Here is a 15,326-nt window from a genome sequence, read left to right as displayed (position 1 = left end):
TTTTTTTGTGCAGAAAAAGTCACCCGTTGTAAGAAACGGGTGACCATAGATTAATATCTGTTTTCAAATTGCTGTGAAACAATAACTCTGACAGTGTCTTCTAATACAGCATCTCCATCTGTGTATTTGACTCGAATTGTTGTAGCTCCTTTTGCATGAGCCTTAACATTTCCTTGGTGATCTACAGTGGCAATTGTTTGATCATCAGATGACCAAACAAAATCAGACATGAACTCATCTTTCCAACTGTTTTCAGGGGAGACCTGCAATTCATTACCTAGATCATAGGTGTCATTGTTGGTTCCGACAGTTAGGCGAATAGGCCCTTCAGGTAAATTGATGTCTGTCAAATTCTGAGTAACTTCAATTTTTCTAGTATCAGATTTACCACCTACCAACACTTGAACGACGATGGTTCCTTTCTTTGAGGTGGTTAGGGTTACATCTTGTTGGTACGTAGTATTGAATGACGCTTCACCTGTTGTTCCTTCCTGAATAATAAACCAGTGGAAGCCATCATGGGTCGCATCCGATCGTGTGATTTTTGCAGTCAGATCTACGGAGCTGCCCTTCAGAATGGAAATCGTTTGATTGGTGTCTTCTTCATCGATACCACTTCTAACTATATCTACTGATTGGACGGGATTAATTACGTTAATTGTGAATTGTTTGGTGTAGTCATGCTCATCCGTAGAAATGGTTACCGATCCCATGACTTGCCCTACAGACTTACCTTCAATTTCAACTTGGTTGTCCGAATTCTCATTAGCAGAGAGATAATCATTTGCTGGAATCATCCATGTAGCGGCTTCAGCGTGCTCATTTGCAGTATCAAGGTTCGCTTGTAATGTGATTTTCTCACCTACGTTTACCGTATAACTGCCATCAATATTTAGTCCATTTGTTTGATCCTCGGGATCAGTTGGATCTACTGGATTAATGATAATACCTGGTTGAATGACAGTAACATTGGCCGATGCAGTCCAAGCTGGATCCTGCAAAGATGTAATCTTGACTGTAGCTGTTCCAACCGCATTTCCTTTAACTTTTCCGTCACTCACTAGGCTAGCTATCGAATTATCGGAAGGGGTGATTTCCCACTTAAAGCTGTCGCCGATAGCGCCGTTTGGTTGAATGTCAGGTACAATCGTTTGAGTTTTGTTAAGATCAACTCTCGTATCCGGCAAAGTCAAGGAGAACACAGTTAGATCAAATGATGCTTTGTATTCATTTTTATCCGTTTTAAGAGTCACTGTTCCTTGGACTTCACCTGGCTTATTCCCCGTCAAGATTCGTTTAGAATCACCATCAGTTCTAAATAACGCCTCGGTTTTATCTTCATCGGATACGTCCCATGTCACTGTTGTAATCACTTCATTCACTGAATCAAGCTTTGCTTCTAGAGTGATATCTGGTCCGCCGATTTGAAGCGGTTTTGCTCCCTCAATAGTAAAGCTAGGTTGAATGACTACTACTTTAGCTGTATCTGTTTTGTTGCTTCCATCTGTTGACCTAGCAGTAATGATAGCTTCACCAGCAGCATTGCCGACAATATTTCCATTCGAGTCCACACTCACGATTTCTGGATGATTCGATTCCCACTCCAGTTGAGGGATGCTTGCATCATTAGGCAAGACCACAGTTGGCAGTGAGACTGTTTCACCAGTTCTAATCGTTGCATCATCGATAGATACAGAGCTTACAGGAATGATTGTGAGCGCTACGGTAATAGGAGTGGTGTATGAATGATCCTTATCTGTTGTGATCGTTACGCTACCAGTGACCGTTCCTTTCTGTTTACCAGTAACAATTAACTTATTATCACCGTCCGGAGTCGTTGTAACTTTAGAGTCGCTAAGATTCCAAGTTACCGATTTTTGATTTTCGTTTACTGTATCTAATATAGCTTCTAGAGTAAATGGAGTGTTGATGTTAACTGATGTAGATCCATTTACTGTGACACTCGGATGAATAACCGTGTAATTCGCTGTGCTTGATAAATTTGTACCATCTGTTGAAGATACAGTAACGGAAGAAGTACCTGGACTAAGCTTAATGATTTTTCCATTCGAATCCATGTCCACTACATTGCGATTCGTAGAGCTCCAATTAAACTGTGTGTTGCTTGCAAAGGTTGGAGCGAAATCAGGAATGATCGTACCCAATTCATCATCTCGAATTTTCTTGTCTGTGATACCTAATGATGTTAATGGAGCATACACCTCTACAGTGAATGAACTGGAATAATCATTGCCCTTGTCTGTTGTTACTTTTACAGTTCCTCTTACCGTACCTGGAAGTAATCCTGCAAGTATTCTCTTGGAATCACCGTCGGTGATAAAGCTTGCTTTTCTTTGTTCTTCGAGTGGTACATCCCATTCATAGGTAACAGGAGTTTCATTCGTAGTCCGAAGGTCCGCGGATAGTGTAATAGTTGCCCCACCAACGTCTAATCGAGTCGGACCGTTTATTGATAGGGTAGGTTGTACTACTGTCACAACTGCCGTATCAACTGTGTTTGTACCATCTGTTGACCTAGTAGTAATGATAGCTTCACCAGCAGCATTGCCGACAATATTTCCATTCGAGTCCACACTCACGATTTCTGGATGATTCGATTCCCACTCCAGTTGAGGGATGCTCGCATCATTAGGCAAGACCACAGTTGGCAGTGAGACTGTTTCACCAGTTCTAATCGTTGCATCATCGATAGATACAGAGCTTACAGGAATGATTGTGAACGCTACGGTAATAGGAGTGGTGTATGAATGATCCTTATCTGTTGTGATCGTTACGCTACCAGTGACCGTTCCTTTCTGTTTACCAGTAACAATTAACTTATTATCACCGTCCGGTGTCGTTGTAATTTTAGAGTCACTAAGATTCCAAGTTACCGATTTTTGATTTTCGTTTACCGTATTTAATAAAGCTTCAAGAGTAAATGGCATGTTTATGTTAGCTGATGTAGAACCATTTACTGTGACATTCGGATGAATAACCGTGTAATTTGCAGTACTTGTTAAATTTGTACCATCTGTTGAAACAATAGTAATGGAAGAAGTACCTGGACTAAGCTTAATGATTTTTCCGTTTGAATCAATATCCACTACATTGCGATTCGTAGAGCTCCAATTGAACTGTGTATTGCTTGCAAAGGTTGGAGCGAATGCAGGGATGATAGTACCCAATTCGTCATCTCGAATCTTCTTGTCTGTGATACCCAATGATGTTAAAGGAGCATACACGTTAACAGTGAACGAGCTGGAATATTCGTTGCCCTTGTCTGTTGTTACTTTCACTGTGCCAGTTACAGTTCCTGGATACAATCCTGTCAGAGTTCTTTTCATATCACCGTTATAAGCAAATCCGGCTTTTTCTGATCATCATCTGAAACGTTCCAATCTACGATTGTAGCCGTTTCATTAGCGGTGTCCAATAAGCCTTCTAGGGTGATGTTCGATCCTCCGACTGCTAGTAAAGAGGGTCCTGTTACTATGAAAGTAGGCTGTTTCACTGTTACAACAGCTTTTCCAACCAATCCGCTGCTATCAGTGGCACTTACTGTAATGGTTGCTTGGCCTGTTTTCAAACCTTTGATGTTACCATTACTATCAACTGTAACAGTACTCGCATCACTTGAATTCCAAGTAAACCTAGTATTCGTCGCATCTAGTGGAGCAAACGTAGGGCTCAATACCGATGTTTCGTTAACTCGTATTACCTTGTCTTGTAAGCTCAAAGTCGTTAATGGTTTGACGACATTTACTGTGTAAGTTGCTGAATAAGTATGACCCTGATCAGTTTGGATGCTTAAAGAGATTGTCACTTCTCCAGGGTTCAAACCAGCAAGAACGCCTGTAATTTTGTTGCCGTCTGTAAATGATGCAATTGTTGGATCCGAAGAAGTCCATTGAATTGAAGTGACTTTTTCATTGGCTGTTACCAGGGCAGCTTGCAACTGAATGCTTGCATTAACTGCTACTTCGGTAGGTCCAGTTATGTTAAGTCCAGGTTGAATAACAGATACAGTAGCTGTAGCTCGAAGTCCACTTCCGTCATTCGCTGTCGCTGTCACTTTGGCAGTTCCCGCAGACACACCTGTAATTTCTCCATTACTATTTACTGTCACAATGCTAGGAGCATCTGAGGACCAAGTGAAATGCTCGTTATTGTGATAAGTTGCATCGTCTGGTGCGTAGGTTGGCAGCAGCTTAGTTTTGTCGCCCTTTGCGATGGTTACATTAGACAAAGCAAGGGACGTGAGCTTCGTATAGGCTGTTATTACTTTGTTGCTAAATAATACATTTTGCTGGCCGCTAGTATAGTCGTTGTATGATAAATTCGAGTTAGAGAGCGAGTAGTCGCCATTCTTTGTCGGTCTCACCGTGATTGTAAACGTTGAACTATCTGCAACAAACTTATTTCCGACTTTTTTATAAGGAATGTCTTGCAAGTTTCCTTCTAAAGTAAAACCTGATGATAAAGAACCTGATCTAGTAAACCCAGATGGAATAGAAATGATATCTAGATTTGCAGGAAACTTCTCTTTAAAGTGAAGACCTGTAATCGTAAGATCATTTGCATCTACGGCGGCGCTATAATTTCTAGCAGTTGGGTCAATCGAATAGCTCAAGGTGACGATACCATTTTTCTCAACTTTTTCGGAAGATATGTTGCGATTCGGTGTTAATTGGGTTGAGGATAAGACCTTCACAGCCACTTCTTTTACTTCCATCGCACCACTTGCATCTTTCGTAGAAACCACGATAGTAAGATCACCACCGCTGGCAGCTAATGGGTTGCTGAATGTTTTATTAATTGTTTCACCTTTAGGTGAGTTGAAATTATCCAATACAGTTTGAGTAATATCTGAGCCATTGCTGTTTTTATATTTAAATGCGATAGATGTTGTGACATCCTTATCAGTTAAGTCTAGATCATCTGCCTTGTAGCTAACGGATATGTCGCTGCTTGAAGCGATGTAGTTTCTAGCTGAACTTGAAAATGGCTCAGGAGAAAGAATTTCTAAAGTTGGCTTATGATTAGAACCAATAAATGCCCGATACATTGTGTTGACTAATAATTTTTGTTCCCAATCAGGAAAGCTTCCGCCGCTGCGAAGGCTTGTGTCAATAAATAAATGACCTGTACCAGAGTACGTTACGTTGCCTTTGGAATACGTGTAATAATGGTACCAGCTGTCATCAGTGTCTCGAAGGCTGTTATCAATTGTATACCATGGAACTACTTTAGGGTCTTCTAGGTCTAGTCCGAAGTTTTGGCTGTGGGTCTCTGCAACCGTTGGTGTAAGGTCACTAATGTAGAACGGGAACTGTGTCAGCAAGCCTTCATTGACTTTTTTGGTTTTGGTAGATGTCGATTTTGCATTTCTACCAAACTCTGTGTTAACTCCTGTTTGTCCGGTATCATCTTTGAAATAAGTGAGCCACATTGGTCCACTGTTATGTATCGTGTCATGCGTAAACATTACACCCTGACCGGTTTGTATAAATTGCTCAATCGCTTGGGCGGCTTCTACACCGAAGTCCCGAGAAGTTTTGTTATAGTCATCATTAAATCCGAAGATCAACATGTCATAGATACTATTCAAAGTTTGATAGCCAGTCTGATTGAAAGTCTCAAAATCCGTTACAGTAATTTGGATGTCATAGTCCTTCGTTTTTAAATAGCTTTGATTAAGGTTAGAAGACTTCAATAAGCTACTTGTTTGTTGGCTCTTTTGACTCTTCGGGATGACCTGAAGGACCTTAATTACAGGAGCTTGATCCTGAAGTCGAAATACGCCGGTATAAATATCCTTTAATTTTCCTACACTCGTTTGGTCAACTAACTCGATTTTATAATAATAAAGACCAGAGTATCCATGTGGCAGCGTGAACTTAAGTCTGTTATTTGTTAATGATTTCACTGGTACGGAATCTACGAGTTGAGTTGCATCATAGGCAAGCACGCTATCTTTACCAATGTATAGATTTGCTACTAGGTTGCGTTGGTCAATATTCTTTACATTGGTAACTTTAAAATCAAAATTAAGCGTATCTCCAGAATGATAAATTTGTTGATTGTACGCAGTAGAACTTTCGTTAAAAGGATCATTTCTTAAACTACTTGTGGAATAATTATAAGGTGTATTCGTCATTGTAAGCTGTGGGCGAACATTACCTCGGACATACAAATTTGTCTTTGACAAAAATGAATCTAACGAACTTATATCGGATGTATTTACAAAGATAACATTGTCTTTGACAGATGGGTAATACGGTTTGAATAGATTATACAGTTTACCTCTGTTTTGCACCCAATTTCCATTAGAAATCTTGCCTTGATATATAGCCCCGCGCTTATTATTACTTATGTTATCTGTATTGCTGTCACTGAACACAATAACAGGAAGTCCTTTGTTGATATAAGCGCTTGTAATTTCATTAGCTTTTAGATTGGTTATATCATTCTCGAGATATCTGGTATTCAGTGGAGCTTGGTCTGAAGTATTACTTGGCTTATCTACAGGATGTTCCGGGTTAAATAAGCTCTTTCCAAAATAGATAGCGTCATATTTCCCGTCAAGTTCCTCACGAAGCGAAACAAACTTTTTCATGCTCATGGTTTCAATCTGAATGAAATTGTTGTTCAGAAATAAACTCTTCAAATCTGACGTTACATCAGTTGGATCAGATCCGCTCGAAGGCTTTTCGATATCTTTGATTTCTAATACTTTAATCGGTTTCGTAAAAATCAAAGAAATTCAGATAGAATTTTTCTTCATCTCCATAAGTCCTTGCGCTATTCGCTTTAATCGGTTTGTTAAGTTGATTTGATTCAACATGAACATAAAATGACTCATTCGTTCTTGAAGATGTGGTTTTCAATGAAATAGTTCCGTCACCGTTATATATGATTTCAAACAATTCAGCGTCATTAAGATCATCTTTATTAGGAACCAACGCGCTATTCTGGCTGTTGCCTGCAGTCAGCAAAGTTGCCGCTGGCTTTTGATTTCATTGCATATCTTCCATCGCTTTGTAGATACATATCAAAGAACTCGTTAGTACCAGCGGAAGTAACATTTGCCTTCAATGAATTGGTTCCATTAGATGTTGTAACATACATATCAGTGGCCTTTGATTTTAATGCGATGGTCATCGTGGCGGCGGCATCGGCTAGCGCTGTGCTAGGGGAATCCCGGCAAAACCAAACAGAGAGGCAGTAAGGATACGATCAGCATGAGACTGATCTTTTTTTGTTTTGAATTGTGCATGTTTTCTCCTCCTATTAATCAATACCTTGTCTTATTGGTATAAGACTATTTTACTACTTTTTGCATGGTGAAATATACACTTTGTGTACATTATATCGAAAAAAAATTAGAACAATGTTAGGAAATTGACGAAATTTACATAAAATCAAGTTATGTTTTTAAAAGGAATTTGACTATTCGACATAGAATTGCTTGTTGAGAAAGTCGAATTAGGAAAGTGACTAGCTCGAAGATGATCAAATCTGTGAAATTATATACAAAATGGAGCCGGAACTGTATAATATATCTTAATTGTAACGGAAACCGGGTATATAGTCTCATGAATAGTAGGTACATTTACCTATTGTATTGTTGCTAGATTCAAACGATGGAGTTGACACGTGATGGCTCTTGTAAGGAAGAGATTAGGCGATTTATTGGTCGAGAGCGGAATTATTTCTGAAGATCAGTTACAAGAAGCACTGAAGGAGCAAAGCAAGACCAAGCAAAAGCTAGGGGATCTATTAATCACCCAAGGATATATTACAGAGCAGCAATTAATCGAAGTGCTGGAATTTCAATTAGGCATTCCGCATGTTAGCTTGTTTAAGTATCAGATAGATCCTGAAATCACAAAAATCATCCCTGAAAGCATGGCAAGACGCTATCAAGCCATCCCTCTTCATAAAGAAGGCGGCAAGCTGATGGTAGCCATGGCGGATCCCCTGGATTATTTCGCTATCGAAGAAATGCGAATGAGTACGGGCTTTCGGATCGAACCGGCTATATCTAGCCGAGATGAGCTTCAAAGAGCTATCGCACGCCACTATGGACTACAAGATTCCATGAGTCAGATGATGACGGATATGCCCACCACGGATGACATTAAAGAAACCGAAATTACGGATGAAGATTCACCGATTGTTCGTCTGGTCAACCAAATGATCCAGCAAGCAGTGCAATTGCGTGTGTCGGATATTCATGTGGATCCTGGTGAGGCGAATCTCGTAATACGGTATCGGATCGATGGTCATTTGCGGAATGAAAGGGTCATACCTAAGCAAATGCAAGGCTTTATTACAGCGAGGTTAAAAATTATGGCCAAGCTTAATATCGCAGAACGCAGGCTGCCTCAAGATGGTCGGATTAAGATGATGGTTGATCACAAGCATGTTGATATTCGGGTTTCTTCGCTTCCTACTATACATGGTGAGAAAATCGTTCTGCGAATTCTCGATTTATCAACAGGAGTCAAACCAATCGATCAATTGGGGTTTAATCGTCATAACATTGATGAGTTTAAAGGAATGATTGAGCAGCCATACGGAATTATCCTTATTACGGGACCAACAGGAAGCGGAAAAACAACCACACTGTACTCCGCACTCAATCATTTAAATCAAGAAAATGCCAATATCATCACCATTGAAGATCCCGTTGAGTACCAGCTTGAGGGCATTAACCAAGTGCATGTTAACTCAACGATAGGGCTTACCTTTGCGGCGGGACTTCGTTCCATTTTACGGCAGGATCCTAATATTGTGATGGTCGGAGAGATCAGGGATGCGGAAACAGCCGAAATCGCTATTCGTGCTTCACTAACTGGGCACATGGTATTATCAACGCTCCATACCAACGATTCTGTGAGTACGATTACTCGTTTTCGGGATATGGGAGTTGAGCCGTATCTAATAGCTTCATCACTGATTGGAGTCGTCGCGCAGCGTCTGGTTCGAAGAATTTGTAACGAATGTAAGACGGCATATTCGCCAACCGAGCAGGAAATTATTTTCATGCAAAATCGCGGAATTGAAGCCGATAAACTCCATAAAGGGGCGGGCTGTGGAGCATGTAACCGAACAGGTTACCGCGGCAGGGTAGCCATTCATGAAGTGCTTGTTGTCAATGACCGGATGCGTCAATTGATTAGTGACACAGCCTCCGTACATGATTTGCGTCAAGCTGCCATGGAGCAAGGCATGATCCAGCTTTTGGATGATGGCATTGATAAAGTGACCAAAGGGATTACGACCCTGCAGGAAGTAATTCGAGAGACAGTCGCTCACTAAGAGGAGAGGAGGTAAACGATGACTGAAGCGTTGTTGAGGATTGAAGGGTTGCTTCGAAAAGCACATGAAATCAAAGCATCTGACTTGCATCTCTCTGTTGGCTCTACACCAGTTTTACGTGTACATGGAAGCTTACAACAAGTTGGGACAGAGCTTTTGAGTGCAAATGACACTCGATCTATGGCTGAGGCAATGTTAACTGCAGATCAGATTGAGAGATTTAATCAAGCTGGTGAATTAGATTTTTCCTATGAACTGGAAGGCATTTCGCGATATCGTGTTAATGCATATAGACAGCGAAATCGTGTGAGGGTGTGCGATTCGAACCATTCCTTCGAAAATTCCGTCACTGGAGCAGCTACAGCTTCCGTCAATCATCAGTTCGCTTGCATTAAAACCACAGGGGCTTGTACTTGTGACAGGACCGACTGGCAGCGGTAAATCTTCAACCCTGGCTGCGTTGATTGATTTCATTAATCGCAAAGAAAAGAAGCATATTGTCACCCTCGAAGATCCTATCGAATTCTTACATAGTCATGCTTCCTCGATTATTGATCAACGTGAAGTGGGGAGTGACACGAAGAGCTTTTCCAATGGATTAAGAGCGGCACTGCGTCAAGACCCTGACGTGATTCTCGTTGGCGAAATGCGTGATTTGGAAACTATTTCTGCAGCAGTTACTGCAGCTGAGACCGGACACCTTGTGTTTGCGACACTTCATACAACAGATGCACCTCAGACAATTGACAGGATTATTGATGCATTTCCTGCTCATCAGCAGGGACAGATTCGAGTGCAACTGGCAGCTGTGCTTGTAAGTGTCATTTCACAACGATTGTTTCCGAAGCCCGGAGGGCAGGGGAGAACATGCGCCACGGAAATCATGATCAATACTCCTGCCGTCGCCAATTTGATCCGTTCAGAGAAAATACATCAGATCAAAAGCATCATGCAAACAGGACGAAATCTCGGTATGCATTCGCTAGAGATGTCAATTAAGGAGCAAATGCAGCAGGGACTCATTGATCCCCTTGCAGCAAGAGCTTACTTGGCTGAGGGCGGTGGCATCTAATGCCTGATTTTGTATATGATGTTCGAAGCAGCTCAGGTAAGACGCTAAAGGGAAGATTAGCTGCATCGGACAAGTCTTCAGCGGTTGAAGAGCTTCGTAGGAAGGGCTACGTTGTACTATCTGTTAAAGAAGAGCAGTTCAAGGCTTTGAAGACGGATATTTACATCGGAAATCCTGTGAAGACGATCCACTTCATTGTGTATTGCAGACAATTCGCAACACTTATACGAGCTGGCGTAAATATCGTCGAAGCTACTAACATTCTAGCGGCGCAAACCGAAAGTAAGCCTTTAAAGAAAGCTTTAACGCAGGTTGCCTCCAATTTGTCAAAAGGGGTCCCATTTTCCCAATCTGTCCTTGAACATAAGAAGATTTTCCCGCCCATGTTTACGAACATGATTCGTGCCGGTGAAGAAACAGGAGATTTGGAAGGGACGCTGGAGCGGCTAGCGAAGTTTTTTGAGAAGGAGCATGTGACGACGGAGAAGATTAAGTCAGCGATGACTTATCCGATTGTCGTTGGGGTGCTGGCTATAGGTGCGAGTGTATATCTATTAAAATCAGTTGTCCCTCAGTTTGTTAATATTTTTGCTTCAATGAATGCTGAGCTACCTATGGTAACAAGAATAGTATTGAAGTTAAGTAATAGTATTCAATCACAATGGTTACTATGGGTAATTGGATGTATTTCACTAGTTGTATTCTATCTGAGCGCCAAAAGAACAAATCGTGGAGCTTATTGGATAGACTACATTAAATTGAAAATTCCTATATTTGGGAAACTGAAGCAAAAAGGTGCTTTGGCACAGATGACAAGAACGCTTGCTTCTTTATACTCTAGTTCTGTACCTATATTACAATCGTTAAATATTGTTGAAGAAATAGTAGGAAATAAAGTAATTGGTGATTTTATAAAAAATTCTGCAGATTCTCTTCGTCAAGGAAATCCACTATCAGAGCCATTGCGTCAAGCATGGGTGTTTCCGCCGCTAGTTACTCAAATGATTGCAATCGGAGAGGAAACAGGATCACTTGACCAAATGTTAGAAAAAGTTGCAGACTTTTATGAAATGGATGTTGAAAATACTGTAGATCGCTTGAAATCATTATTAGAACCATTACTGCTTGTTTTTTTAGCAACTGTTATAGGTACGATAGTTGCTGCAATTATGGTTCCTATGTTTAAAATGTACGCAAATTTTGGGTAGTTACTACTAATACATTATTTAGAAATAACTAGGAGGATTCAATATGAAACAGATTTTGAAAAAAATAAATAAAGATGAAAAAGGATTTACACTAATTGAGTTACTTGCTGTTATTGTAATTTTAGCAATTATTGCAGCAATTGCTGTTCCTCTAATTAATGGAATTATTCAAAGATCTAGAAATAATGCAGATATAGCTACTGCTCGTCAAATTTCTGAAGCTGCAAGGTTATTTTTAACATCTGAAAATCATGCGGATTTTGTTTTCGAGACTGTTCCAATTCATGGAACAGCAGGTGTGGCATACGCACCAGGAACTAATACTGCAGCTTTGTCTGCTGATGATGCAGAAGATGGTTTAGGCCTCATGACCGGAGGATATTTGCAAAATAATATTACTATGCCTAGTGTTAATAATGTAATTACTGGTGGACAGGTGAATTTTGATGCTAATGGTACATTAACCAGTGTTGTAATTCAAACTGGTACAGGTGGAGCGGGCTCTGGACAAACCTGGACATTTAGTGCTGATGTAATCTCGGCAGGTACAGGGGCGGTAACACCAGTAAACAGATAAAATACTATGGTGGAGAAAGGAATCGGTTCATTCCGATTCCTTTTTTAAAATCCAACGAAAGAGACCAAACACATGACGATCTTAATCTCTGTTTATATTTTTCTGCTTGGTCTTGTTCTAGGCTCATTTTTCAACGTGGTGGCACTAAGAGTGCCTGAGAAAAAATCGATCGTACATCCACCTTCAGCGTGTCCGAAATGTGGTACAAGACTTAAGACTAGGGATTTGTTTCCAGTCGTTAGTTATTTATTTTCGCTTGGTCGCTGTCGATATTGTAAGACAAAGGTGTCACCGATTTATCCGTTAGGAGAGCTAACCTCAGCTTTACTTTTTCTTTGGATTTACCTACATTTCGGTAATCATTGGGAGACCGTTATTGGGTTAGCGTTAGTAAGCTTGCTTGTGATTATTACGATATCTGATTTATTTTACATGTTAATTCCGGATAAAGTTTTGTTGGCTTTTTTACCTTTTGTTCTAGTTTTTCGAATGATCATTCATGAACAAGCTTGGTGGAGTTACCTGCTTGGAGCTATTGCCGGTTATGTAATTGTTGTGCTTATTGTTTTAATATCAAAAGGTGGTATGGGGATGGGAGATGCCAAGCTTCTGTTTGTCTGCGGTTTTGTTGTAGGCTTGCCTCATATTGTTCTAGCATTTGTCATAGCATGCTTCATCGGAACCGTCGTAGGCGGAGGATTATTACTGCTAAAAATAACGAAGAAAAAAACAACCGATACCATTTGGCCCATATTTGGCTGCGGGCATCTTGCTTTCCTATGGTTATGGTTCGATCATGATAGATTCGTATTTATCACTATTTAGATAGCAAGGTGTGGTGTACTTATGTTCGATTTAGGCTCAAAACGAATCGGGATCACGATTGATCAAACGGGTGTGCGTTATGTTACCATAAAGAAGAAAAAATCGTGGGAAATCGGAAAGTATGGTCATCTTCCAATACCTGAAGGGATGATTGAAGAAGATCAAATTATTAATGCCGAGTCGCTGAGCCTTCAACTAAAAGCGTGGGTCAAACAAGAGAAGTTGAAAGGAGCAACGGCAACACTATCTATCCCTACTTCTCAAATCATTATCCGTAAAATGAGAATTCCAAGTATCAAAGCACACGAACTTCGTCAGCTGGTGGAATTGGAAGTTGAGACAGCGCTTCGACTACCATTTGAAGATCCTGTTTACGATTTTATTAAAATCAGTCATGACGACGAAAGTACACAGGTTCTAGTCTTTGCTGCTCCCAAGAAACTCATCCTTAGCTATGTGAAAGTGCTTGAAGATGCAGGGCTCCACGTACGGGCAGCTGAGATTTCTGCCACTTCACTGGCTAGATCCATTGCGGCCTTTCAAGAAGAGCATTTCGCCGAGACGATGCTGATTAGTTTGGATCATTCGATAATTGAAGTCTACATGTTTCAAAATGGGAATCCCATTTTTATGCGAACTATAACGTTATTTGATCAAGGTGCAACGCAAGATAATGAGCTTACAGGCGATCAGATCGGCGAAATTATCGCTGAGTTATCGAGGATGCTTAGCTTTTATCAATACAGTATTCAAGAAGGCAATAGTCGAATTGCTAATATCCTGGTAACCGGAACGGGCGAAGGTAGGAATCAATTAGCTAAAGAGCTCCAGCTTACCTTAACGGAGTTGGATGTAAAATCTGTTGATTTTAGTGTGTTCTCAAAGGAAGATTCAGCAGCTCTTAATGCAAATGATTTTAGGGTAGCGACAGGACTATCCATGTTAAATAAGCAAACCCAACGTATTAATTTGCTGCCTACTGTGAAAACAGAGACTAAGATTAAATTTATCGTGCTGGGTGGTCTGCTAATTATATGGGTTGCGGGGATTGGAATAACATCATACACCTATATGAATAACCGCTCTGAGATTTCACTAAACACTCAAAGGCTGACACAATTGAATCAAGCGAAGACAGTTGCAGAAGGGAAGCTTACCAAGAATCCTACCAAGCAGGCTTCGGATCCTGGGACGTTTATTCAAGCAATGCGAGCCAGTCAAAAAGATGTGGTGCAAATCATTAATGACTTGAAAAAACCACTCCCGGTCGATGCTCAGTTAAATACATTAGCTTATTCTGCTGATAGTCAAATTTCACTAACGGTCATATTCCTCAGAATTGAATGATGCAGCTAGGTACCTATATGATTCTGCGAAGGCTCCCTTTGGAGAGAATGCGATGATGCAATCTATCACAGAAACGGGCACGAATAATACAAGCTCAGATTCTACAGCATCAATTTCCATGGACAAGAGATATCTGGCTACTTACTCCATTCTATTCAAAAAAGAGGAAGCCGCGAATGATACAAATAGCAAGAAGCAAGCAGAGGTAAAGGAAGGGGGAGGAATTGGATGTCAAAAAATAATAATTCACAGACGCTCATCCTCCCTTAGTGTAGTAATCCTATTTCTTGTTTTGTTTGCATTTTACTATCTTTTACTTGCGCCTTCGAATGATAAGATAAGTTCACAAAAGGCTGAAATGGATACAGTAAATAAGCAATTGCAGCTTTTAAATAAGAAAATTAGTGAAAATACACAGCAAGGAAGTTCGTCAATGAAAGAAGTTCAGGATGCTCTTCCGCTGTGGGATAATGTAGAGCAATTGACTCTGGATCTAGAATCTATTAAGAAGAATACCAAAGTAGCATTTACTTCAATTTCCTACTCCGTCAGTGACAACAATAACATGCAGCAAGGCGCTAAGACTACCGCTAAAGCTGCCGTAAATTCATCTGTAAAGGAAGTTAAAGTCACAACGTCTGTTGGGGGATCTTATGATGAGATTATTGAAGCCATCACCCAGTTGCAAAAGCTTCCAAGATTAATCACTGTGAATACTGTTAATTTTGGAAATCTGCCTAAAGATTCAAGCAGAAAGCTAACGGTAAGTTTAACATTTACAGCATATTTTGATCCTTCGTATAAGGACAAAGTAGATCAAGTTGTTTTGCCATTTTAGTTACGATTTAAAGTCCCCGAATGCTTTCTTGCAGTGGGGACTTTTTGTTAAGGACAAACTCCTTGCTTCGCCATACTTTTCTACTTATATTCGTGATTTTACCATTATGTATGACAAAGCGTGCAGCTGGAG

General features: G+C 40.4%; 9 protein-coding genes and 1 pseudogene. 7 read left to right on the top strand and 3 right to left on the bottom strand.

Annotation, left to right across the window (positions count from 1 at the left end):
- Positions 1-50: 50 nt before the first annotated feature.
- Genes L0M14_RS13375 through L0M14_RS13365 form a run of 3 tightly spaced genes read right to left on the bottom strand, consistent with a single transcriptional unit; the run spans position 51 to position 6,998 of the window.
- Positions 51-3,347 carry an Ig-like domain-containing protein gene (locus tag L0M14_RS13375; RefSeq protein ID WP_235122536.1) on the bottom strand — a complete coding sequence of 1,099 codons (3,297 nt, stop codon included), beginning with the start codon at positions 3,345-3,347 and terminating at the stop codon, positions 51-53.
- Entirely contained in the window at positions 3,344-6,760 is a 3,417-nt protein-coding gene (locus tag L0M14_RS13370; protein WP_235122535.1) for an Ig-like domain-containing protein, read from the bottom strand. Before L0M14_RS13370 ends, L0M14_RS13375 begins: the two co-directional genes overlap by 4 nt.
- Positions 6,738-6,998 (bottom strand): fascin domain-containing protein, encoded by a 261-nt coding sequence (locus L0M14_RS13365; RefSeq protein WP_235122534.1) that lies wholly within the window; start codon positions 6,996-6,998, stop codon positions 6,738-6,740. The genes L0M14_RS13370 and L0M14_RS13365 overlap by 23 nt, the downstream gene beginning before the upstream one ends.
- Before the next feature lie 664 nt (positions 6,999-7,662).
- On the opposite strand from L0M14_RS13365, the gene L0M14_RS13360 reads away from it, so the two are divergent.
- From L0M14_RS13360 to pilO, 7 genes and pseudogenes are all read left to right on the top strand, one after another.
- Positions 7,663-9,327 carry a GspE/PulE family protein gene (locus L0M14_RS13360; RefSeq protein ID WP_235122533.1) on the top strand — a complete coding sequence of 555 codons (1,665 nt, stop codon included), beginning with the start codon at positions 7,663-7,665 and terminating at the stop codon, positions 9,325-9,327.
- Between the two features lie 18 nt (positions 9,328-9,345).
- Positions 9,346-10,399: pseudogene (locus L0M14_RS13355) on the top strand (type IV pilus twitching motility protein PilT).
- Positions 10,399-11,607, top strand: a complete 1,209-nt coding sequence (locus L0M14_RS13350) for a type II secretion system F family protein (protein WP_235122532.1) — start codon at positions 10,399-10,401, stop codon at positions 11,605-11,607. Before L0M14_RS13355 ends, L0M14_RS13350 begins: the two are co-directional and overlap by 1 nt.
- Positions 11,608-11,650: 43 nt before the next feature.
- Positions 11,651-12,184 carry a prepilin-type N-terminal cleavage/methylation domain-containing protein gene (locus L0M14_RS13345; RefSeq protein ID WP_235122531.1) on the top strand — a complete coding sequence of 178 codons (534 nt, stop codon included), beginning with the start codon at positions 11,651-11,653 and terminating at the stop codon, positions 12,182-12,184.
- 72 nt (positions 12,185-12,256) lie between these two features.
- Positions 12,257-13,009, top strand: a complete 753-nt coding sequence (locus L0M14_RS13340; RefSeq protein WP_235122530.1) for a prepilin peptidase — start codon at positions 12,257-12,259, stop codon at positions 13,007-13,009.
- Between the two features lie 21 nt (positions 13,010-13,030).
- Positions 13,031-14,356, top strand: a complete 1,326-nt coding sequence (gene pilM / locus L0M14_RS13335) for a pilus assembly protein PilM (protein WP_235122529.1) — start codon at positions 13,031-13,033, stop codon at positions 14,354-14,356.
- Positions 14,357-14,408: 52 nt separating this feature from the next.
- Positions 14,409-15,194, top strand: coding sequence for a type 4a pilus biogenesis protein PilO (pilO, locus tag L0M14_RS13330; RefSeq protein WP_235122528.1), 786 nt, complete (start codon positions 14,409-14,411; stop codon positions 15,192-15,194).
- Positions 15,195-15,326 lie beyond the last annotated feature (132 nt).

This window comes from Paenibacillus hexagrammi (assembly GCF_021513275.1).
Classification (GTDB): domain Bacteria; phylum Bacillota; class Bacilli; order Paenibacillales; family NBRC-103111; genus Paenibacillus_E; species Paenibacillus_E hexagrammi.
The sequence above is the reverse complement of the archived record's forward strand: the minus strand, read 5'-3'. Positions and strand labels throughout refer to the sequence as shown.